Annotated in this window: 23 protein-coding genes; 18 read left to right on the top strand and 5 right to left on the bottom strand. The window is 64.6% G+C overall.

Annotated features, from left to right (window positions below; translation table 11 throughout):
* The first annotated feature begins 23 nt into the window (after window positions 1-23).
* From NQV17_RS01805 to groL, 5 genes are all read left to right on the top strand, one after another.
* The gene (locus NQV17_RS01805) at window positions 24-437 is read left to right on the top strand and encodes a quinol oxidase (protein WP_257768238.1); all 414 of its coding nucleotides are present in this window, start codon (window positions 24-26) and stop codon (window positions 435-437) included.
* Window positions 434-1,066, top strand: a complete 633-nt coding sequence (locus NQV17_RS01800; protein ID WP_257768236.1) for a DUF1571 domain-containing protein — start codon at window positions 434-436, stop codon at window positions 1,064-1,066. The genes NQV17_RS01805 and NQV17_RS01800 overlap by 4 nt, the downstream gene beginning before the upstream one ends.
* 33 nt (window positions 1,067-1,099) lie before the next feature.
* On the top strand, window positions 1,100-1,609 hold the full coding sequence (locus NQV17_RS01795; RefSeq protein ID WP_257768234.1) for an SRPBCC family protein: 510 nt from the start codon (window positions 1,100-1,102) through the stop codon (window positions 1,607-1,609).
* 372 nt (window positions 1,610-1,981) lie between these two features.
* Window positions 1,982-2,275 carry a co-chaperone GroES gene (gene groES / locus NQV17_RS01790; protein WP_014897904.1) on the top strand — a complete coding sequence of 98 codons (294 nt, stop codon included), beginning with the start codon at window positions 1,982-1,984 and terminating at the stop codon, window positions 2,273-2,275.
* A gap of 46 nt (window positions 2,276-2,321) precedes the next feature.
* Window positions 2,322-3,962 (top strand): chaperonin GroEL, encoded by a 1,641-nt coding sequence (gene groL, locus NQV17_RS01785; protein WP_044846298.1) that lies wholly within the window; start codon window positions 2,322-2,324, stop codon window positions 3,960-3,962.
* A gap of 184 nt (window positions 3,963-4,146) precedes the next feature.
* On the opposite strand, the gene NQV17_RS01780 is transcribed toward groL, so the two are convergent.
* Window positions 4,147-5,013: a hydroxymethylpyrimidine/phosphomethylpyrimidine kinase gene (locus tag NQV17_RS01780; protein WP_059466951.1), complete on the bottom strand. Its 867-nt coding sequence runs from the start codon at window positions 5,011-5,013 to the stop codon at window positions 4,147-4,149.
* 246 nt (window positions 5,014-5,259) lie between these two features.
* Here NQV17_RS01780 and NQV17_RS01775 point away from each other — a divergent pair, with 246 nt between their 5' ends.
* From NQV17_RS01775 to NQV17_RS01740, 8 genes are all read left to right on the top strand, one after another.
* Entirely contained in the window at window positions 5,260-5,430 is a 171-nt protein-coding gene (locus NQV17_RS01775) for a rubredoxin (RefSeq protein WP_004186709.1), read from the top strand.
* A 103-nt stretch (window positions 5,431-5,533) separates the two neighbouring features.
* Window positions 5,534-6,835 carry a hypothetical protein gene (locus tag NQV17_RS01770; RefSeq protein ID WP_257768225.1) on the top strand — a complete coding sequence of 434 codons (1,302 nt, stop codon included), beginning with the start codon at window positions 5,534-5,536 and terminating at the stop codon, window positions 6,833-6,835.
* A gap of 182 nt (window positions 6,836-7,017) precedes the next feature.
* A complete protein-coding gene (locus NQV17_RS01765) occupies window positions 7,018-7,596 on the top strand; it encodes a YqgE/AlgH family protein (RefSeq protein WP_044846295.1) in 579 nt (192 codons plus the stop codon).
* The gene (ruvX, locus tag NQV17_RS01760) at window positions 7,593-8,042 is read left to right on the top strand and encodes a Holliday junction resolvase RuvX (protein WP_257768224.1); all 450 of its coding nucleotides are present in this window, start codon (window positions 7,593-7,595) and stop codon (window positions 8,040-8,042) included. Before NQV17_RS01765 ends, ruvX begins: the two co-directional genes overlap by 4 nt.
* On the top strand, window positions 8,029-8,544 hold the full coding sequence (gene pyrR / locus NQV17_RS01755; protein ID WP_059538920.1) for a bifunctional pyr operon transcriptional regulator/uracil phosphoribosyltransferase PyrR: 516 nt from the start codon (window positions 8,029-8,031) through the stop codon (window positions 8,542-8,544). Before ruvX ends, pyrR begins: the two co-directional genes overlap by 14 nt.
* Before the next feature lie 74 nt (window positions 8,545-8,618).
* A complete protein-coding gene (locus NQV17_RS01750; protein ID WP_044846292.1) occupies window positions 8,619-9,650 on the top strand; it encodes an aspartate carbamoyltransferase catalytic subunit in 1,032 nt (343 codons plus the stop codon).
* 52 nt (window positions 9,651-9,702) lie between these two features.
* The gene (locus tag NQV17_RS01745) at window positions 9,703-10,989 is read left to right on the top strand and encodes a dihydroorotase (protein ID WP_124571682.1); all 1,287 of its coding nucleotides are present in this window, start codon (window positions 9,703-9,705) and stop codon (window positions 10,987-10,989) included.
* A 19-nt stretch (window positions 10,990-11,008) separates the two neighbouring features.
* Window positions 11,009-11,866 carry a 1-acyl-sn-glycerol-3-phosphate acyltransferase gene (locus tag NQV17_RS01740; protein WP_257768223.1) on the top strand — a complete coding sequence of 286 codons (858 nt, stop codon included), beginning with the start codon at window positions 11,009-11,011 and terminating at the stop codon, window positions 11,864-11,866.
* A gap of 33 nt (window positions 11,867-11,899) precedes the next feature.
* Here NQV17_RS01740 and NQV17_RS01735 read toward each other — a convergent pair whose 3' ends face one another.
* The gene (locus tag NQV17_RS01735; RefSeq protein ID WP_257768222.1) at window positions 11,900-12,739 is read right to left on the bottom strand and encodes a symmetrical bis(5'-nucleosyl)-tetraphosphatase; all 840 of its coding nucleotides are present in this window, start codon (window positions 12,737-12,739) and stop codon (window positions 11,900-11,902) included.
* Window positions 12,740-13,081: 342 nt separating this feature from the next.
* Here NQV17_RS01735 and rfbB point away from each other — a divergent pair, with 342 nt between their 5' ends.
* Genes rfbB through NQV17_RS01710 form a run of 5 tightly spaced genes read left to right on the top strand, consistent with a single transcriptional unit; the run spans window position 13,082 to window position 17,376 of the window.
* Complete coding sequence (gene rfbB / locus NQV17_RS01730; protein WP_124893591.1) at window positions 13,082-14,143, top strand: dTDP-glucose 4,6-dehydratase; 1,062 nt, start codon at window positions 13,082-13,084, stop codon at window positions 14,141-14,143.
* Between the two features lie 11 nt (window positions 14,144-14,154).
* Window positions 14,155-15,048 (top strand): glucose-1-phosphate thymidylyltransferase RfbA, encoded by an 894-nt coding sequence (gene rfbA, locus NQV17_RS01725; protein ID WP_257768218.1) that lies wholly within the window; start codon window positions 14,155-14,157, stop codon window positions 15,046-15,048.
* Window positions 15,033-15,584, top strand: coding sequence for a dTDP-4-dehydrorhamnose 3,5-epimerase (gene rfbC / locus NQV17_RS01720; RefSeq protein WP_257768216.1), 552 nt, complete (start codon window positions 15,033-15,035; stop codon window positions 15,582-15,584). The genes rfbA and rfbC overlap by 16 nt, the downstream gene beginning before the upstream one ends.
* Window positions 15,585-15,592: 8 nt before the next feature.
* Window positions 15,593-16,486 carry a dTDP-4-dehydrorhamnose reductase gene (gene rfbD, locus NQV17_RS01715; RefSeq protein ID WP_257768214.1) on the top strand — a complete coding sequence of 298 codons (894 nt, stop codon included), beginning with the start codon at window positions 15,593-15,595 and terminating at the stop codon, window positions 16,484-16,486.
* Window positions 16,483-17,376, top strand: coding sequence for a glycosyltransferase family 2 protein (locus NQV17_RS01710; RefSeq protein ID WP_374692662.1), 894 nt, complete (start codon window positions 16,483-16,485; stop codon window positions 17,374-17,376). Before rfbD ends, NQV17_RS01710 begins: the two co-directional genes overlap by 4 nt.
* Window positions 17,377-17,420: 44 nt before the next feature.
* Here NQV17_RS01710 and NQV17_RS01705 read toward each other — a convergent pair whose 3' ends face one another.
* The 3 genes from NQV17_RS01705 to NQV17_RS01695 form a co-directional block, all read right to left on the bottom strand.
* A complete protein-coding gene (locus tag NQV17_RS01705; RefSeq protein WP_257768803.1) occupies window positions 17,421-19,319 on the bottom strand; it encodes a glycosyltransferase family 2 protein in 1,899 nt (632 codons plus the stop codon).
* A gap of 270 nt (window positions 19,320-19,589) precedes the next feature.
* Complete coding sequence (locus tag NQV17_RS01700; RefSeq protein WP_257768210.1) at window positions 19,590-20,987, bottom strand: ABC transporter ATP-binding protein; 1,398 nt, start codon at window positions 20,985-20,987, stop codon at window positions 19,590-19,592.
* Complete coding sequence (locus tag NQV17_RS01695) at window positions 20,977-21,801, bottom strand: ABC transporter permease (protein ID WP_257768208.1); 825 nt, start codon at window positions 21,799-21,801, stop codon at window positions 20,977-20,979. The genes NQV17_RS01700 and NQV17_RS01695 overlap by 11 nt, the downstream gene beginning before the upstream one ends.
* Window positions 21,802-21,938: the final 137 nt, after the last annotated feature.

Raw genomic sequence — 21,938 nt, 5'->3', positions numbered from 1 at the left:
GCGGTATCGGCAGGGAGCCAATGATGAACGCGAAGATGGCGATGGTGACGGTGGCGCTCGCGGCATGCGCCGGGCTCGCGCGGGCGGATGGCGATGCCCCGGTGCGCGTGCCGGTCGACGCCGACGGCGTGCAGCGGGTGGCGATCGTCGGCGGCAGCTATTTCTTTCGCCCGAACCACGTGATCGTCCGCGCGCACGTGCCGGTGGAACTGACCGTATCGGCCGAACCGGGCGTCGTGCCGCACAGTTTCGCGATCGACGCGCCGCAGGCCGGCATCGCGGTGCGTACCGAACTCGGCACGACGCCGCGCACGTTGCGCTTCACGCCGACGACGCCCGGCCGCTTCGCCTACTATTGCACGCATCGGCTGCTGTTCTTGCGCAGTCATCGCGAGCGCGGCATGGAAGGCGTGCTCGCCGTCGAGGCGGCGCCATGATCGCCGCGTTGCTGGCCGCGAGCCTGATAGGAGCGAGCATGACAGCCGACCCCGTGACCGTCGCGCAGACGCATTTCGACCAGGTCCGCTCGTACCGCGCGACGATCCGCTCGTCGGCGCGAAGCGGCGAGCACGCCGAATTCCACTATGCGTACCTGAAACCCGGTTTCGTCCGGATGGACTTCGTGTCGCCGCATCACGGCGCGGTGCTCGCGTACGATCCCGGCGACGGCAAGGTCCGGCTGCGCCCGTTCGGCGAGCATGCGCTGCCCGCGCTGACGCTGTCGCCGTCCAATCCGCTCCTGCGCAATCGCAGCGGCCATCGCGTCGATCGGTCGGACGTTGGCGTGCTGCTGCGCAACGTGCATGCGCTGCAGCAGGGCGGTGCGACGGTGACGGAGGGCCAGGAAACCGTCGGCGGCCGCACCACGCTGCGCGTGTCGGTGACGGGCGCACCCGCGCACGTGGTCGACGGCGTGCATCGCTATCGTCTGTGGCTGGACACCGAGGACGGCTTTCCGCTGAAGGTGGTCAGCTTCGCGGATGACGACGGCGCGCCGCTCGAGACGGTCACGCTCGACGACGTCGAGATCGACGTCGCGTTTCCCGACCGCTTTTTCGCACCCTGATCCCTGATCCCGACGACTCCTGCCGGAGGCAGCATGGCGGAATACCGGTTCTCGACGACGTGGCGCGTGGACGCGTCGCTCGCGGCGGTCTGGGACGCGATCTACCAGGTCGATCGCTGGCCCGACTGGTGGAAGAGCGCCGTGCGGACCGTCGAGATCGAACCCGGCGATGCGCGCGGCGTCGGCGCGCTGCAGCGCTACACGTGGAAAGGCGCGTTGCCGTACCGGCTGACCTTCGACATGCGCGTGCTGCGCGTCGAGCGGCTGCATGTACTCGAAGGCCGCGCGAGCGGCGCGATCGAAGGCGACGGCCGCTGGTCGTTTGCCGGCGACGGCACGCACACCGTCGTGCGCTACGACTGGCACATCCGCACGCGCGAGCGCTGGATGAACTGGCTGGAGCCGGTCGCGCGCCCGCTGTTCGCCTGGAATCACGACGTCGTGATGCGCGAAGGCGCGAAAGGGCTCGCGCGCCGGCTGGGCGCGACGGTCGAGACCGACGGCCGGACGTTCCAGCCGGTCGCCGGCTGTCCGGACATGTGACGATCTCGCGGTCTGTCCCGGCCTCCTTGGCGTCCGAGCGGCACTTTTCATGCGATGCCGGACGATCGCGGGAACTCGGTGCCTGCCCCGTGTCAAATTGGGGCGATGGTCGGGATATCCCGTATGCCGTCCGCTCCCGGTGTCCGGGGTTGATATGTATGTGATTGTTTTGAATCGGCTTTTTTGATTAATCCCCGTTTTTCCGCCGGTCCGCCCCGCACGAAAAAACCTCCGGCTCCCCTTCTTGAATTTGTCAAAACCCGTCCATATAATTAGCACTCGCTGCACGAGAGTGCTAACAATTCTCTGCCGGGCGACCCGCCGGGCAGATTCCCTAAGCGTTCTTCAATCTCAGTCAAGAGAGGAGTGAATATGAACCTTCGTCCTTTGCACGATCGCGTGATCGTCAAGCGCCTGGATCAGGAAACCAAGACCGCCTCGGGCATCGTGATCCCCGAAGCTGCTGCTGAGAAGCCGGATCAAGGCGAGATCCTCGCGGTCGGCCCGGGCAAGCGCGACGACAAGGGCGCGGCGATCGCGCTCGACGTGAAGGTCGGCGATCGCGTGCTGTTCGGCAAGTACGCTGGTCAGACCGTCAAGGTCGACGGCCAGGAACTGCTGGTCATGCGCGAAGAAGACATCATGGCCGTGGTCAACGCGCAGTAAGCGTCCACCGACGGTACATATTCCCAAGAATTCAAGGAGTTAGAAGATGGCAGCTAAAGACGTCGTATTCGGCGATTCCGCCCGTTCGAAGATGGTCGAAGGCGTGAACATTCTCGCCAACGCAGTCAAGGTCACGCTGGGTCCGAAGGGCCGCAACGTCGTGCTCGAGCGCAGCTTCGGCGGCCCGACGGTCACCAAGGACGGTGTGTCGGTCGCGAAGGAAATCGAGCTGAAGGACAAGCTCCAGAACATGGGCGCGCAAATGGTCAAGGAAGTCGCTTCCAAGACCAGCGACAACGCAGGCGACGGCACGACGACGGCAACCGTCCTCGCGCAATCGATCGTTCGCGAAGGCATGAAGTACGTCGCATCGGGCATGAACCCGATGGACCTGAAGCGCGGCATCGACAAGGCAGTCGCAGCGGCTGTCGAAGAGCTGAAGAAGATCAGCAAGCCGTGCACGACGAACAAGGAAATCGCACAGGTCGGCTCGATCTCGGCGAACAGCGACACGTCGATCGGCGATCGCATCGCTGAAGCGATGGACAAGGTCGGCAAGGAAGGCGTGATCACCGTCGAAGACGGCAAGTCGCTGGCTGACGAACTCGACGTCGTCGAAGGCATGCAGTTCGACCGCGGCTACCTGTCGCCGTACTTCATCAACAACCCGGACAAGCAAGTCGCCGTCCTCGACAACCCGTTCGTGCTGCTGCACGACAAGAAGGTGTCGAACATCCGTGATCTGCTGCCGGTGCTCGAGCAAGTCGCGAAGGCTGGCCGTCCGCTGCTGATCATCGCTGAAGACGTCGAAGGCGAAGCGCTCGCAACGCTGGTCGTCAACAACATCCGCGGCATCCTGAAGACCGTTGCGGTCAAGGCGCCGGGCTTCGGCGATCGTCGCAAGGCGATGCTGGAAGACATCGCGATCCTGACCGGCGGTCAAGTCGTCGCGGAAGAAACCGGCCTGACGCTCGAGAAGGCAACGCTGGCAGAACTGGGCCAGGCGAAGCGCATCGAAGTGGGCAAGGAAAACACGACGATCATCGACGGCGCAGGCGAAGCCGTGAACATCGAAGCGCGCGTCAAGCAAGTTCGCACGCAAATCGAAGAAGCGACGTCGGACTACGACCGTGAAAAGCTGCAAGAGCGCGTGGCCAAGCTGGCCGGCGGCGTGGCAGTGATCAAGGTCGGTGCTGCGACCGAAGTCGAAATGAAGGAAAAGAAGGCACGTGTCGAAGACGCACTGCACGCAACGCGCGCAGCTGTGGAAGAAGGCATCGTGGCAGGCGGCGGCGTTGCGCTGATCCGCGCTCGCACCGCGATCGCAGGCCTGACCGGCGCGAACGCCGACCAGAACGCCGGCATCAAGATCGTGCTGCGCGCAATGGAAGAGCCGCTGCGCCAGATCGTCACGAACGGCGGCGAAGAAGCGAGCGTCGTGGTGGCGGCAGTGGCTGCAGGCACGGGCAACTACGGCTACAACGCAGCAACGGGCGAGTACGTCGACATGGTTGAAGCCGGCGTCGTCGACCCGACCAAGGTCACGCGCACCGCACTGCAGAACGCAGCTTCGGTTGCTGGCCTGCTGCTGACGACGGACGCAGCTGTCGCAGAACTGCCGAAGGAAGATGCACCGATGCCGGGCGGCATGCCGGGCGGCATGGGCGGCATGGGCATGGACATGTAATCGACTTCGGTCGATGGTGTCCGGGGCGCGCAGCGATGCGCGCTCCAGCCAAAGAAAAAGACCCGCAGCGATGCGGGTCTTTTTTTATGTGCGCGCAAAAAGGGGCGGACATTCGGGGGCGGACCTGCCGCCCCGGCGCGAGGGTGAGCCGCGTGCAACGGCGGCGCAGGGCCGCCGTGCGGGTTCAATGCCGGGCGATCCGCGGCGAGCTTTTGCTGCTTTCCGTCACCGGGCGCCCGCCTTCCTCATCGTTGCTGCGGGCCCAGAAGAACCGGTCGGGCAGGTACGCGCCCATGCCGGGCCGGAACGCGTCGCGCACGGCCTGGTACAGGTATTCCTGCGCCTCGCGCACCGCTTCGGGCGGCTCCTGGCCATTCGCGAGCAGTGCCGCGATCGCCGCGCCGAGCGTATCGGTGATGCCCATCAACCGGTGCGGCGAGCGATCCCACATGTCTTCGCGAAGCTGGCCTTCCTCGCCGTACAGCGTGTTGACGAGCCGGTGCGAGCCCGTCTCCGACGACAGGATGTACTCGCAGCCCTGCGACAGCAGGTGCGACACGGCCGCGTCGAGATTCGGCGCCTCGGCATCGCCGTCCGGCTGCGCGAGCGCGATCAGCGTCGCGTGGTCGGCGACCAGCAGCGTCGTCTGCGGCGCGAGCAGGTCGGCGATCGATTCGCGCAGGTCGTCGGCGGCGAGCACGTGCTCGTCGTCGAGCGTGAAGTCCGGCGCGAGCACGAGCGGCACGCCGTCGTAGTCGGCGACCACTTCGGCGATCGCGCTCACGACTTCCGCGCGCGTCGCCGCGCCGATCTTGAACGCGGCGACCGGCATGTCCTCGAGCAGCATGCGCGCCTGGGCGGCGACGACATCGGGATCGAGACCGGTCACTTCGTCGCAGGCGGCCGAGTCGCGCACGGTATAGCCCGTCAGGACGGACACGCCGTGGCAGCCCATGCTCGCCAGGGTCATCAGATCGGCTTGGAGGCCGGAGCCGCCGGTGGGATCGGACAGGCCGAAGGTGAGGACGATCGGAGGGGCGTTGCTGGACATGTAAAAATGGGGCAAGAAAAAAACGACGGAACTGCGGACGGCGAGGCGAAGTGGGCGTTTGGGCCCTGTGTTGCCCGGCAGGCCGCACTTTCCAGCCATTATGCGGCGGAATCCGGCCCGCACGACGGATTTTTTAGCGCAGCGCAACGTAGTCGCCGTACTCCAGCGCGATTGCTAGGCAGTCCGGCCCCGACACGGTACCATCATGGCTCCCGAATTTACCGACTTTTCCCGACGCGGCTTAAGATGGAATACAAGAGCTGGATGTGCCTGATTTGTGGCTGGATTTATGACGAAGAAGCCGGGCTGCCCGAAGAGGGCATCGCCCCGGGCACGCGCTGGGAAGACGTCCCGATCAACTGGACGTGCCCCGAATGCGGCGCTCGCAAGGAAGACTTCGAGATGGTCCAGATCTGACCGGACCTCGGCCAACGGACACCCGGCTGCGGCCTCGCGGTTCCCCGGTGCTTGCGCACCGCGGCCGGCGCGAGCGACTTGACGATGACAGGCGCGCGTGTCCATGACGGCCGATCCGGCGAACGTTCCCCACCCTGACGCATTACCCAACCCGCGCGGCGGGGCCGTGCGCGCGGCCGACGCGTGGCTCGCGGCGGCCGCCGACGCATTCGAGCGTCGCGACGACGCGGCCGCGCCGCTGTCGGCCGCTGCCGCCGTGCTGGCGGAGGCCGGCTGGCTGCCGGCCGCCCGATTCGCGGGGCAACTCGCCGCCGCGGCGCCGCTCGCCGCCGCCGAACCGGCTTGCGCCGCCTGGCGCCTCGCGTTGCGCGACTTCAGCGCGGCGGTCGGGCGCCACAATCTGCGCGAGCTGGCCTGCTCGCCCGTCCTGTTCGACCATTTCCGTGCGCTGCGTGCGCAAAGCTCGGCCGACCTGCACGCGAGCGTGCCGCTCGACGCGCTGGCACTCGTCGGGCGCGCGATGCCGCCGGCGACGCTGCGCGCGCTGCCCGACGCATTCGCGAGCCGCGCGCGGGCCCGTTACGAGCAGGCGCTGCTCGGCGTGCTGCGCGCGCCGCACGGCACGCCGGACGCGGCGCTCGACGAGCTCGACACGACCCTGACCGCGCTGGCCGACGACGCGCCGTACGACTTCTGGCGGCTCGCCGCCGCGTGCCTGCGCGCGCTGCGCGCGTGCGCCGCGCCCGAACTGAAGCGTTTCCTCGCACGGACCAACCTGCTGCTCGGCGAGCACGCGCAGGGCAGGCGCAGCGCGCCGCCGGCGCTCGTGCGCGAGACGGTTGCGTTGCTGTGGCGCGATTTCGCGCTGTTCGGCGCGGCCGCGGAAGACGTCGCGCTCGTCGACGTGCTGCACGACTATGGGCTGACCGTGGACTGGCACGTCGCCGGCACGCCCGCGTCCGAGGCGCTGTGGGAAGCCGGCGCGGCGCAGGCCGAGCATGAGGCGGTCGCGGCGGCACCCACCCGCATGCTCGGCGTCGTGACCGTCAACGCGCATGCGTATGAGGATTTCCTGCAGACGGCCGACGCGTCGATGGCCGATCTGGCCGTCGATGCGGGTGCGGCCGATGCGGGGGCCGCATGGCGCGCATCCGCGGCCGCCTACCGGGTCGGTACGGCCGCATGCGCGCTCGGGCTCGGTCACGCGGCGCTGCTGGCCGACACGCTCGGGCTCGCGTGGCGCCGTGCCGCACACGGCCTGCCGCTCGCCGACGGCGGGCTCGACGCGCACGGCCGGGCATCCGACCTGCTGCGCGGCGCGCTGCTGAAGATCGCCGCGGGGGTGGCGCCGCCGGACCTGACCGCGGCGTCCGAGGCGCTCGGCGCGGCGCTCGCCCGGACCTGATGCGCAACGGGGCGCGACCGCGGCGGCAGCCCTTGCCACGCGGGCCGGCAACACGCTGCCGACAGCGCCCGCGCGCGTGTTAGAGTGCCATGTGATCCGCGCGCGTCGTTGCCAGCGTCGTGCGGCGTTGCTTGTTGATCGCGGCCCGGTCAGGCCGCGGCGTCTTTGCTAAAATTCAAACCATGTCAAAGCCTTCCGATCGCATCAATCTCACCAACCAGTTCCTGATCGCCATGCCGAACATGGCGGATCCGACGTTTTCGGGAACGGTGGTCTATCTTTGCGATCACAGCGAGCGCGGTGCGCTCGGCCTCGTCATCAATCGTCCGACCGACATCGACCTCGAATCGCTGTTCAGCCGCATCGACCTGAAGCTCGACATCGAGCCGCTGCTGCACATTCCCGTGTACTTCGGCGGCCCGGTCCAGACCGAGCGCGGCTTCGTGCTGCACGAGCCGGTCGAGGGCGCGAACTACAACTCGTCCATGTCGGTCGAGGGCGGGCTCGAGATGACGACGTCGAAGGACGTGCTCGAGGCGGTCGCGACGGGCACCGGCCCGAAGCGCTTCCTGCTGACGCTCGGCCATGCCGGCTGGGGCGCCGGGCAGCTCGAGGAAGAAATTTCCCGCAACGGCTGGCTGACGGTCGCCGCCGATCCGCGCATCGTGTTCGACACGCCGGCCGAGGAGCGTTTCGAAGCCGCACTTGGCCTGCTCGGCGTCAGCTCGTCGATGCTGTCCGGCGAAGCAGGGCACGCATGAGTGGCGCGAGCGCGCGCGATGCGACGCTCCTGGCGTTCGATTACGGCGAGAAGCGGATCGGCGTCGCGATCGGCAATGCGCTGACGCGCTCGGCCCGCGCCCTCGTCGTGATTCCCAACCTGAACCGCGAGCACCGCTTCAAGACGGTCGGCGAACTGCTGGCCGAATGGCGGCCGGACGCGCTCGTCGTCGGCCTGCCGATGCATCCGGACGGCACGCCGCACGACATGACGCAGCAGGCGAAGCGTTTCGGCAACCAGCTGAACGGCCGCTTCGGGCTGCCCGTCACGTGGGTCGACGAGCGCTATTCGTCGGTCGAGGCCGAGGCCGGGCTGCGCGAGCGCAACGTGCGCGGGCGCGCACGCGCCGAGATGCTCGATGCCGAGGCCGCACGCGTGATCCTTCAACAGTATCTCGATCAATTGTCCGACCATGAGCACCATTGATGCCGACGCGCTCTACCGCGTCCTGCTCGACCAGATCCGCGACGCGTACGGCACGGCCTTCGCCGAGCCGGGCGGCCCGCGGCTCGCCGGCATTCACAGCGGCGGCGCCTGGCTCGCCGAGCGCCTCGCGCGCGATCTCGGCGCGCCGGGGTTCGGCGTCGTGAACGTCGCGCTGCATCGCGACGACTACGCGAAGAAGGGGCTGCACAGCCAGGCGAGCCCCACGTCGCTGCCGTTCGAGGTCGACGGCGCGCGCATCGTGCTCGTCGACGACGTGCTGTACACCGGCCGCACCGTGCGCGCCGCGCTCAACGAACTGTTCGACTACGGCCGTCCGGCCGCGGTCGAGCTTGCGGTGCTCGCCGATCGCGGCGGCCGCGAACTGCCGGTCGCCGCGCGTTTCGCGGGCGGCACCCTCGACGTGCCGGCCGATGCGACGCTCGTGCTCGCGCGCGACGAAGCCGCGCAGCTCACGCTGCGCATCGAGGCGCACGGCGCCTGAGCGAACCGCGAAACCGTATCCCGGGCCGCCGGTTCGTACCGCGGCCCGTTTGCATAGTTGGAATCACGCACACCATGACCACCGACACCACTGGCCGCACCGGCAATCCCGCCGCGGCCGCGAGCCCCGAGCGGTTCCGCTACGGTTTCCTGAAGGGCAACCCGCAGCTCACGAAAAACGGCGAGTTGAAACACCTGCTGTCGATCGAGGGCCTGCCGCGCTCGATCGTCAACCACATCCTCGACACGGCCGAGCAGTTCGTCAGCGTGACGGACCGCGAGGTGAAGAAGGTGCCGCTCCTGCGCGGCAAGTCGGTGTTCAACCTGTTCTTCGAGAACTCGACGCGCACGCGCACGACCTTCGAGATCGCCGCGACGCGCCTGTCGGCCGACGTGCTGAACCTGAACATCAATGCGTCGTCGACGAGCAAGGGCGAGTCGCTGCTCGACACGATCAACAACCTGTCGGCGATGCATGCCGACCTGTTCGTCGTGCGCCATGCGTCGAGCGGCGCGCCGTACCTGATCGCCGAGCACTGCGCGCCGCACGTGCACGTGATCAACGCGGGCGACGGCCGGCATGCGCACCCGACGCAGGGCCTGCTCGACATGTACACGATCCGTCACTACAAGCGCGACTTCACGAAGCTGCGCGTGGCGATCGTCGGCGACATCCTGCATTCGCGCGTCGCGCGCTCGGACATCCACGCGCTCACCACGCTCGGCGTGCCGGAAGTGCGCGCGATCGGCCCGCGCACGCTGCTGCCGGGCGGCCTCGAGCAGATGGGCGTGAAGGTGTTCCACAACCTCGACGAAGGCCTGAAGGGCGTCGACGTGATCATCATGCTGCGCCTGCAGAACGAGCGGATGAGCGGCGCGCTGCTGCCGTCCGCGCAGGAATACTTCAAGACCTGGGGCCTGACGCCCGAGCGCCTCGCGCTCGCCGCACCCGACGCGATCGTGATGCACCCGGGCCCGATGAACCGCGGCGTCGAGATCGACTCGCAGGTCGCCGACGGTCCGCAGTCGGTGATCCTCAACCAGGTCACGTTCGGCATCGCCGTGCGGATGGCGGTGATGGGCATCGTCGCCGGCAACAGCGACTGAGCCCGCTTTCGCGCATCCTTATTCACGCAATCAACGCATTTACAGACAGCGCATGAAGATTCATATCAAAGGCGGCACGCTGATCGACCCGGTCGCCGGCACCGAGCGGCAGGCCGACGTATTCGTCGCGGACGGCAAGATCGCCGCGCTCGCGGCAGCAGGTGCGGCGCCGGCCGGTTTCGACGCGGACAAGACGATCGACGCGTCGGGCCTGATCGTCGCGCCCGGTCTCGTCGACCTGTGCGCGCGGCTGCGCGAGCCCGGCTACGAGCACAAGGCGACGCTCGCGTCCGAGATGGCCGCGGCCGTCGCGGGCGGCGTGACGACCCTCGTGTGCCCGCCGGACACCGATCCCGTGCTCGACGAGCCGGGCCTCGTCGAGATGCTCAAGTTCCGTGCCCGCAACCTGCACCAGGCGAACGTCCACCCGCTCGGCGCGCTCACCGTCGGCCTCAAGGGCGAAGTGATCACCGAGATGGTCGCGCTGACCGAATCGGGCTGCGTCGGCTTCACGCATGCGAACGTGCCGGTGCGCGACACGCAGGTGCTGCTGCGCGCGCTGCAATACGCGAGCACCTACGGCTACACGACGTGGCTGCGGCCGCTCGACGCGTTTATCGGCCGCGGCGGCGTCGCCGCGAGCGGCGCGCTCGCGTCGCGGCTCGGGCTGTCCGGCGTGCCGGTCGCGGCCGAGACGATCGCGCTGCACACGATCTTCGAACTGATGCGTGTGACGGGCGCGCGCGTGCACCTTGCGCGCCTGTCGTCCGCGGCCGGCCTTGCGCTCGTGCGCGCGGCGAAGGCCGAGGGGCTGCCCGTGACGTGTGACGTCGGCGTGAACCACCTGCACCTGATCGACGTCGACATCGGCTACTTCGATTCGCAGTTCCGGCTGGACCCGCCGCTGCGCGGCGAGCGCGATCGCGAAGCGATCCGCGCGGCGCTCGCCGACGGCACGATCGATGCGATCTGCTCCGATCACACGCCGGTCGACGACGACGAGAAGCTGCTGCCGTTCGCCGAAGCGACGCCGGGCGCGACGGGGCTCGAACTGCTGCTGTCGCTCACGGTGAAGTGGGCCGATGAAACGAACACGCCGCTCGCGCAGGCGTTGCGCCGCATCACGGCCGCGCCGGCCGACGTGCTGCAGTTGCCGGCAGGCCGCCTGGCCGAAGGCGGCGCGGCCGACCTGTGCGTGTTCGACCCGCGCGCGCACTGGCGCGTCGAGCCGCGCGTGCTGAAGAGCCAGGGCCACAACTCGCCGTTCCTCGGCTACGAACTGCCGGCCTGCGTGCGTGCGACGCTCGTGGCGGGGCAGGTCGCGTTCGAGCGTCACTGAACCCAGCCGGATCTCCGCCATGACCGCTCTTCGCAAGCTGCGTCTCGTCTTTCACCTGCTGCGCGGCATGGCGATCGTCGCGCTGCGCTTTTCGCATGTCACGCCCGCGCGCCGCGCCGAAATGACGCGCCGCTGGTCGCTCAAGATGCTGCGGATCTGCGGGATGCGCCTCGTCGTCCACAATGACGGCGCGCGGCTCGACGCGAGCGCGCTCGTGGTCGGCAATCACGTGTCGTGGCTCGACATCTACGCGATCAACGCATGGCGGCCGACGCCGTTCGTGTCGAAGGCCGAGGTCCGGCAGTGGCCGGTCGTCGGCTGGCTCGCCGAGAAGCTCGATACCGTGTTCCTCCAGCGCGAGAAGCGTACCGAGGCGATGCGGATCATGCACGAGATGGCCGAGCGCCTGCGCGGCGGCGGGCTGATGTGCGTGTTTCCGGAAGGCACCACGTCGGACGGGCAGGGGCTGCTGCCGTTCCATGCGAACCTGTTCCAGGCCGCGGTGTCGGCCGGCTGCGCGGTGCAGCCGGTCTGCCTGATGTACGAGGACGCGCAGCGGCGGCAGTCGGTCGCGCCGGCCTATACGGGCGAACTGTCGCTCGGGATGTCGCTCGACATGGTGTTGCGCGGCGGCCCGCTCGTCGCGCATCTCTACGTGTGCGAGCCGATCGCGCCGGGCGGTGATCGGCGCACGACGTCGGCGGCGGCCCGCGATGCGATCGCCGCCGCGCTGGCGACGTTGCAGGAGAAGGTCGGCAAGCCGTCGGCCGAGTCGCTCGCGGAGCTGCAGAAGCATGCATATCCGGCGACCGAGCTCGGTGGCGGTGCGGCGGGTGAGGCGGCGGCCGACGAGCCGGTGCCGGGGCGGGAGGGGTGAGGTTTCATTCCGCCCGCACGCCGCGCGTGCGGGTCATTCGCCGCCCGGCGTGCGGCACGCGTCGCACTGCACCTGCGTGACCGTACGCTGCGCCGGGTCGGCCGTCAGTCGCACGGCCGACAATTGATTTCCCCATACGCACCCCGAATCTAGCGCGACGACGTTGTCGCGCAGCATCAGGCCGAGCGCGGCCCAGTGACCGAACACGACCGTTACGTTTTCGGTGCGGCGCGCCGGTACGTCGAACCACGGCAGGTAGCCCGGCGGCGCGCTGTCGGGGCCGCCGTTCGTCTTGAACTCCATCGCGCCATCGGGCGTGCAGAACCGGATGCGCGTGAACGCGTTGAACGCGACGCGCATCCGGTCGCGTTTTTTCAGGTTCGGACTCCATTGATTCGGTTCGTTGCCGTACAGGCCTTGAAGCGTGTCGCGCCAGTCGGGGGCGCGCAGTGCGCGCTGGAGTTCGTCCGCGAGTTCGAGCGCGAGCGATGTGTCCCATTGCGGCAGTACGCCCGCGTGCACGAGCAGCATGTCGTTTTCGAAGTGGGCAAACGGGCGGTGGCGGACCCAGTCCAGCAGCGCGTCGGCGTCGGGGTCGTTGAGGATTTCGCCGATCGTATCGCCCGGGCGTTCGGTGCGGATGCCGGCTGACACCGCGAGCAGATGGAGGTCGTGGTTGCCGAGCACGACGGTCGCGCGCGGGCCGAGGTCGACCAGCGCGCGCAGCGCGGCGAGGGAGTCGGGGCCGCGGTTGACGATGTCGCCGGCGATCCAGAGCGGGGTGTCGGCGGGGGCTGAAAGCTTTTCGGACAGCGACTGGAAAGCTGAATGACAGCCTTGGATGTCGCCGATGGCGATGGGGGTGCGGGTCATGAGGGAGTGAACGTGACGGATTTCGGATGGGGCAGGAAAATAATCCTGATGATGGGCTCGTGCATGAAAATTCATCTCCATTTTGCCCTTCGCATGGTCTGGAATCCTAGACTCACCACGGGAGCGAAGCGCTGTATCAAGTTGTTAGCGGCATGGCTTTTGCACCGGGCGGCTCCCTATAATTGTCGTTTTCCCGAACAAAATTAGCATTTCATGACTTTGGCGGCCATGTCGACCGGTTAAAATTCGCGGTCTGATCTGGCGACCATCGCCAGGTGCTTCGAATTTTGACGTGGCGACCGCCTGGAGGCGTCCGCCGCGCATTACTACTGAGGGAGTCTCATGATTCTGGTTACGGGCGGCGCGGGCTTTATCGGTGCCAACTTTGTACTCGACTGGCTGCGCGATTCCGACGAAGCGGTCCTCAATGTCGACAAGCTGACCTATGCAGGCAACCTCCGTACGCTGCAGTCGCTGGACGGAAATCCGAAGCATGTGTTCGCACGCGTCGACATTTGCGATCGTACCGCGCTCGATGCACTGTTCGCCGAGCACAAGCCGCGCGCGGTCCTGCACTTCGCAGCCGAAAGCCACGTCGATCGCTCGATCCACGGCCCGGCCGATTTTGTGCAGACCAACGTCGTCGGCACGTTCACGCTGCTGGAGGCGACCCGCCAATACTGGAACGGCCTGAACGACGCCGACAAGGCAGCATTCCGCTTCCTGCACGTGTCGACCGACGAGGTGTTCGGCTCGCTGTCCGCGACCGACCCGCAGTTTTCCGAGACGACGCCGTATGCACCGAACAGCCCGTATTCGGCGACGAAGGCCGGCTCGGATCATCTGGTGCGCGCCTACCATCATACGTACGGCCTGCCGACACTGACGACGAACTGTTCGAACAACTACGGCCCGTACCAGTTCCCCGAGAAGCTGATCCCGCTGATGATCGCGAATGCGCTCGCCGGCAAGCCGCTGCCCGTGTACGGCGACGGCCAGAACGTGCGCGACTGGCTGTATGTCGGCGACCACTGCAGCGCGATCCGTGAAGTGCTCGCGCGCGGCGTGCCGGGCGAGACGTACAACGTCGGCGGCTGGAACGAGAAGAAGAACCTCGAAGTCGTGCACACGTTGTGCGACCTGCTCGACAAGGCGCGGCCGAAGGCGGCAGGTTCGTATCGCGACCAGATCACCTACGTGACGGATCGCCCGGGCCACGATCGCCGCTACGCGATCGATGCGCGCAAGCTCGAGCGTGAACTTGGCTGGAAGCCCGCGGAAACGTTCGAAACGGGCTTGGCAAAGACTGTCGACTGGTATCTCGACAACCAGGTGTGGGCCGACGAAGTCGCGTCGGGCGAGTACCGCAAGTGGGTCGAAACCAACTATGCGAAGCGCAGCTGAGGAGAACCACGATGGCACGTAAAGGCATCATCCTGGCGGGCGGTTCGGGCACGCGGCTGTATCCGATCACGCACGTCGTATCGAAGCAGCTGCTGCCGGTGTACGACAAGCCGATGATCTACTACCCGCTGTCGACGCTGATGGTCGCAGGCATTCGCGACGTGCTGATCATCTCGACGCCGCAAGACACGCCGCGCTTCGAGTCGATGCTCGGTGACGGCAGCCAGTGGGGCATGAACATCCAGTACGCGGTGCAGCCGTCGCCCGACGGCCTTGCGCAGGCGTTCATCATCGGCAAGGAATTCGTCGGCAACGACCCGTCGGCGCTGATTCTCGGCGACAACATCTTCTACGGCCACGATCTCGCGAAGCAGCTCGAGCGTGCGCACGCGCAAGAAGCCGGCGCGACGGTGTTTGCGTATCACGTGCACGATCCGGAGCGTTATGGCGTCGTCGAATTCGACAAGTCGTTCCGTGCGCTGTCGATCGAGGAGAAGCCCACGAAGCCGCGTTCGCATTACGCGGTGACCGGCCTGTATTTCTACGACGACCGAGTGTGCGACATCGCGGCCGACATCAAGCCGTCGCCGCGCGGCGAACTGGAAATCACCGACGTCAACTCGCGTTATCTCGCCGATGGCGCGCTCAACGTCGAGATCATGGGGCGCGGCTACGCGTGGCTCGATACCGGTACGCACGATTCGCTGATCGAGGCGGCCAGCTTCATCGCGACGCTGCAGAAGCGGCAGGGTCTCGTGGTCGCATGCCCGGAAGAGATTGCCTACCGCCGTAGCTGGATCGACGCGGAGCAGGTGCTGAAGCTGGCACAGCCGCTCGCGAAGAACGCGTATGGGCAGTACCTCAAGAACATTCTCACGGATCAAGTCGCATGGCCATCCAAGTAACGGCGACGGCGCTGCCCGAAGTCAAGATCATCGAGCCGAAGGTGTTCGGCGACGCGCGCGGGTTCTTCTACGAAAGCTTCAACGGGAAGGAATTCGCCGAGCAGGTCGCACCCGGCGTCGAATTCGTGCAGGACAACCATTCGCGCTCGTCGAAGGGCGTGCTGCGCGGCCTGCATTATCAGATCCAGCACGCGCAGGGCAAGCTCGTTCGCGTAGTCGAGGGCGAGGTGTTCGACGTCGCGGTCGATATTCGCAAGAGCTCGCCGAATTTCGGCAAGTGGGTCGGCGTGACGCTGTCGAACGACAACCACCGGCAACTGTGGGTGCCGCCCGGTTTCGCACACGGTTTCGTCGTGCTGTCGGAGGCTGCGCAGTTCCTTTATAAGACGACCGACTACTGGTTCCCGGAACACGAGCGCAGCATCGTGTGGAACGACCCGGAGATCGGGATCGAATGGCCGATCGATTTCGAGCCGCTGCTGGCGGCGAAGGACGCGGCCGGCAAGCGTTTGAGCGAAGCCGAAGTTTTTGCATGAGGAGTCGCATGAGTCAGCCGAAGATTCTGGTGACCGGCGTCAGCGGTCAGGTCGGGTTCGAGTTGTTGCGAGCTCTTCAAGGGCTGGGAACGGTCGTTGCCTGCGATCGCTCGATGGTCGACCTCGCCGATCTCGATCGTTTGCGCGCCGTGGTACGAGAGCAGGCTCCGGCGATCATCGTCAATCCTGCCGCCTACACCGCAGTCGACAAGGCCGAGGACGAAGTCGAGTTGTCGATGCGACTGAACGCCGAAGCGCCGGCCGTCTTGGCAGAGGAGGCGGCACGTCTCGGGGCCGTACTTGTGCATTATTCGACGGACTATGTGTTCGACGGCACGAAAGATAATCAATACGTCGAGGACGACCCCGTCAATCCGCAAAACGTTTACGGACGGAGCAAGCTCGCGGGTGAGCAGGCGATTGCTGCATCCGGATGCGCCCATCTGATTTTGCGAACGAGCTGGGTCTACGGTACACGAGGCAAGAACTTTCTCTTGACGATGCTACGGCTTGGCGCGGAGCGTGAAGAATTGAACGTCGTAGCCGACCAGATCGGCGCGCCGACGTGGTCGAAGACGATTGCGACGCTCACGGCCCATATCCTCGCGCAGGCTGCAGGTGTCGGCGAAACGGATCGCGACGCATGGTGGCGTGAACGATCAGGTATCTATCATCTTTGCGCGTCGGGTTCGACGTCATGGCATGGCTTCGCCGAAGCCATCTTCGACGCGTCGAAGCTCGCGCGCACGCCGAAGGTCAATCCTATCCCGGCATCGTCTTATCCGACTCCCGCCGCGCGGCCGGCCAACTCCCGGATGTCCGGCGACAAGCTGTCGAGAACGTTTGGAATCCGGGCACCCGATTGGCACGATGCGTTGCGGCTGTGCATGGCGGAAAGATGAGTACAGAACTGCGCGCAGGCGCGGTTGTCGTGTTCTACAATCCGGATGCCGCTTGTGTCGAGCGAGCTAACCGCTTGGCGAAACAGCTTCGGTGCGTTGTGGTCGACAACTCGCCGACGATGCGGGGTGCGAAGAATCTGGGGCTTGCCGAGTCGATCGAATATCTTCCGAACGGCGAAAACAAAGGTATCGGTGCAGCGTTGAATCGCGGCGTGGCGGCTTTGATCGACGAAGGGTACGAGGCAGCATTCGTATTCGACCAGGATAGCGAGCCCTCACCCATGTTGCTGACGGAGCTATCGCGCGTGATCGCGAAAGCCAATATTGATTTCGTGAAGATCGCCTTGGCTGGCCCGGCTTACGACGATGCGAGACTCGGCGGCGTGGCTCCGTTCGTGCGATTTCGAGTTTGTCGGCTCGAACGCGTTACGCCTGCGGGACACGATCTGATCGATGTTGATTTTCTGATCACATCCGGGTCATGCATCAATCTCCGTTACTGGGCGGAGATCGGCGGGATGGATGAGTCGCTCTTCATCGATTTCGTCGATCTCGAATGGTGCGTCCGGGCCAAGTATCGCGGGTTCAGAGTCGTTGGCGTGCCATGGGTAACGATGCAGCATGAACTGGGCGAAGAGCCCGTGCGGATACTTGGCCGCACGTATCCGATGCACAATCCGCTGAGGCATTACTACTTGTTCCGGAATGCCGTCGCCCTGTTTCGCCGCGGCTACGTTCCTTGGCAGTGGAAAAGCTCGGAGGTGTTGAAGCTACCGGTGCGGCTCGCCATATACGCGTTGTTCCCAAAACAGGCGAAGGAACATTGGCGGATGGCGTGGCGCGGGTTGCTTGACGGTTTGCGCGGAAAGGCCGGGCCCTATTCGCGCTGACGATGGCGGGGGGGAAACCCCCGTCCATCACCTTGGGTACTGCCTTATTCAAACATGTCGAGACGTGGCGGCTCGGCAAGCGCGAACGGCGCGACCTCGCCGCTCAGCGTCAGGTTGGGATTGTAGGCAGGATCGAACTCGAAATGACCGGCCCAGCGATTTTCCATCCAGCGTACTTCGCCGACAAACCGCTGATATTTATCCGGATCCATATCGGAGCCGCGCGTTGCCGATTCGTGGTGGTATAACTCGGCATACGGCGTCCAGACATTCCGATAGCCGGCCTCTCGGACACGGAGGCAAAAATCCACGTCATTGAAGGCGACTGCGAGTTCCTCGTCCAGTCCGCCGACCTTCAGGTAGGTGGCTTTGCTGATGACGAGGCATGCTGCGGTGACGGCAGACAGATTCTGCATGGCCACAGCACGGCAAAAGTAGCCGTACTGACCTCTTGGCAGCAGGGTATGCATATGACCTGCTACGCCGCCCAACCCGATCACCACACCGCCGTGCTGCAGCTTGTTGTTCGGATACCAGAGTGCGGCTCCGACAGCGCCATTGCCGGGTTGTGACGCGATACTGACGAGTTCGTCCAGCCAGTCCGGCGAAATGACTTCGATATCGTTATTCAGCAGGCAGACATAGTCGCCCGTCGCGATCTCGACGGCCCGGTTGTTCAGCGCGGAAAAATTGAATGGCGAATCATCCCGCAGAATTCGAACTCGGGAATCGGTTCTCAGCGAATCGAAATATGCAAGTGTTTCCGGTTTCACGCTGCCGTTGTCGACAACGATGATCTCGTAGTTCGGATAGATCGTCCTGGCGAAGATGCTATCGATGCACTGTTTGAGAATCGACAGGCCGTCGCGCGTCGGAATGATGATGGAAGTCTTCGGCGCAGGTCGAGGAAGCGCATATCTGACGCGAAGCGTCGAATGCTCATTGCATGGGTGCTCGACGATCGCACGCGTCTGCGTACGGGCGAGATGCTCCTCAAGCGCACGGATCGCGGCTAGCAATGCGTACGGTTTTTCGCTTCCGCTACTTGCGGTGCTGCCGGGAAGGATGCGCCAGTGGTATAGGACATGAGGAATATGAACCACTGCATCGTGTCCGGCAATTTCAATGCAACGAAGCGCGAGATCGTAGTCCTGACTCCCTTCGAGTCCTTTCCTGAATCCCCCTGCGTCGCGCACGAGGGCCGTTTCGTACACACCCAGATGTGAAAACACATTCTGGGAGAGGAACAACTGCGGATTCCAGTCACTCTTGAAATACGGCGAGGTTCGTTCGCCGTCGGCCGAAAGCTTGTCCTCGTCGCTGTAGAGCATCCGTGCGCCTGGATGTTTGTTCAGGTACTTGACTACCATGAACAAGGCGTGTGGCGGAATGACGTCGTCGTGATCGAGCAATGCGACATATTCACCGGTCGCAAGGTCGAGCGCGCTGTTGCTTGCCTCGGAGATGTGCCCGTTCTCGGTCCGATACACGACCTTGATTCGGCTGTCACTTGCACGAGCCGCTTCGAGTACCGCTCTGACAGATTCGGACGGGGACGCGTCGTCGGCGATGCACAGTTCCCAATGCGGATAAACCTGCGCGCGGACTGATTCGATCATTTCGCGCAGAAAACGCTCGTCGCTGTTGTACGTGGGGACGACAATCGAGATCAGTGGGCGGCGCTCGAAATGTTCGATTTCGGCGAGTGACTGGATTCTTCTTTGCTGGGTGAACGTGTCATAGCGTTCGATCCATGAACGATAGACTTCGGTCGGGAGGGGGCTATCTGCAAAGCCGGCGCCCTTGCTCAGCCGACTCAGGCGTGCGCGTAGCCCGCGAAGGCCGCCGCGCCGTAATGCTCCAAGGTTGTAGCGAAAAGCACTGATGTAGCCGCCGCGTATCTGCGCCTGGCGAGAGAGTGTCAGGAACGTCAGTCGGATCATGTGCGCGATGCGGTTCAGACCCCGTAGCGGCGCGGTCACGCGCCACGACGTCGAATTACGCAGTGCTGCGATCTCGATCCGCAACCTGATGACTTCTGCTTGCGCAGCAGCGCCGGCGTCCGCCTCTGCGCGTGCTTGCTTCAGTTGCTCTCCTAGCATATGCGTACGCGAGAGGGCTTCTGTTAGCTGATGTTCGAGAGGCTGGTCGCGAGATGCGTCGCTGCCGGGCGGAGTCGACGGTCGTGAATTATGCATCATGGCGATGTGGTGTTAATCCTGAGACGGGACGGCTGATTCGACCGACAGCGAGATGTTCCGCATGGGTATCCCGACCAGTCCGGTCGATGACGACGCGGCCTCCGACTTGAATACATAGGCGTCATGTACACGGAGCAGCAACTGCTCTCCCGGCAACGCGGCGTCCGCGACAATGATGTCGATAGCATAGTCGCCGGGCGCGAGAACCGGCATCAGGAAAGTGAACTCGGCAGCTATCTGTTCGTTTTCTGCAAGGCTGAGCGGCTGCTCTGCGCAGACCCAGTATGTGTGATCGCCAAACAGCATGCGACCCAGCCTGTCCTTGACGGTGAACCCGACCACTGCTTCGGATATCGGATGGGCGACCGATGCCGTGATGCGCAGTGTTGCGAGCTCTCCGCCGGCCATCCAGAGCATCCGGCTGCCATCTTCTCTCGTCAGTTCCACTGATTGGAGCAATGCGCTGCCGCCGAGTGCGGTACCGGGTTGCGAAGGATCGAAAGTGAAATTTCGGGTGGCTGCGATTTCGCGAGACGAGTATCGGGTCCGCTGATCCAGTCTTTCTCCGTCATTGCTATCGAGGATGGCCACCGGAGGCGCTGAGATACTGCTCTTGCCTTGTTGCGACTCGTAGTAGGCTTGCAGGTAGCGATTGCTGACATCTTTTGGGTCGCCTTCGTCGACGATCACGCCGCGATCGATCCAGACGGCGCGTGTACACAGGGTCCGGATTGCCGACGTGTCATGGCTCACGAACAGGATCGTGCCGGTTTGCATGAACTGGCGAAGAAAGCGCATGCATTTTTGCGTAAAGAACGCATCTCCGACGGCCAATGCCTCGTCGATCACGAGAATATCGGCGTCGACGTGTGCGATCACCGCGAAGGCGAGGCGCACGAACATACCGCTGGAGTAGGTCTTGATCGGCTGATCGACGAACTCTCCGATGTCGGCGAACGCTTCGATCGCGGCAAACCGTTCGTCGATCTGCTCTTTCGAGAGACCGTGTAGCTGCCCGTTCATGTAGACGTTTTCTCGCCCGGTGTATTCGGGTTCGAAACCGGAGCCGAGCTCCAGCAAGGCCGCGATCCGGCCGGTCGTCTGAATTGAACCTTCGCTCGGGGATAGCGTTCCACAGATAATCTGCAGTAACGTGCTTTTCCCGGACCCATTTCTACCGATGATCCCGACTGTTTCGCCGCGGTTCACGGTCAGGTCAATGTGGCGCAATGCCCAGAAGGTCCGACCCGCGGCCTCTGCATGCCGGCGCAATCGGGTTTTGAGCCTCGTGCCGGGGACAAGGCGTGCGGCGAAGTTGAAAACCAACTGGACAAGCCGGTCGGACGGCCGGTCATACGCTTTGAAGCCCTTGCCGAGCGACGCTACCTCGATGACGCGCTCAGATGACATCCGCAAATCCTTTTCGCGTTTTCTGGAACCATGCGAAACCGATCCACGACACGATCAGGCTGATCGCCAGATAGCCGCTCCAGATCGTCCAATCGATCGGCTTGCCCCAAATCAGGACGTTTCGGCTTTGTTCGATGGGGAAGGTCAGCGGATTCCAGTACACCAGCTTCCGGATGTTTTCGGGCAACGATGAAAGAGGAAAAAAGATCGGCGACAGGAACATCAGTGCGGTCACCAGGATGCCTATCGTTTGGCCGATGTCGCGCAAGTAGACACCGGTGGCCGACAGTAGCCAGGAGATGCCCAGAATTAGCAGGCAAAGGGGGGCCAGAACAACGGGCAGCAACAGCGCCGTGATCGGGATGCTTCCCTGGATCAGGAATTCGGCGACCAGGAGAATCGTGATGCTGACGAATGCATGAAAGAGTGCCGAAAGCAAGCTGATGCACGGCAGGATTTCAAGCGGAAAGACGATTTTCTTGACGAAATTGGTATTGACGAGCACGAGCGACGGCGCGCGGTTCACGCATTCCGAGAATATGTTGAACGTCAGCATGCCAGCGAAAAGCACGACCGCGAATTCGCTATGCGAGCTTGGCGTCGTTTGCCCGCCCCAGCGGGATTTGAACACCCCGCTGAACACGAACGTATATACGCTCAACATGAGGAGCGGGGTAAGCATCGACCAGAGGATGCCGAGTGCCGACCCTTTGTAACGCCCGACAGCATCCCGCCGGGCGAGATCGAACATGAGGCGGCGGTTCTTCACCAGCGATGTCAATAGGTACGTCGGCGAGGCACTGAAGCTTTGCATGGGTCTACGAACGGAAGCGGTGTGAGGCAGGAGTGGTTTCGAGTCTGCCCGAGCGGCCATATGTGGCGGAGGCCCGAATGCGGTACCCGAGACGGAATGCGGGATTATCTCATAGCCTGTTTTGCTGTCCGCTGCAT

Source organism: Burkholderia sp. SCN-KJ, from assembly GCF_024656005.1.
Classification (GTDB): domain Bacteria; phylum Pseudomonadota; class Gammaproteobacteria; order Burkholderiales; family Burkholderiaceae; genus Burkholderia.
Note: the sequence above shows the minus strand (reverse complement) of the source record. Positions and strands in the feature narration are given on the sequence as shown.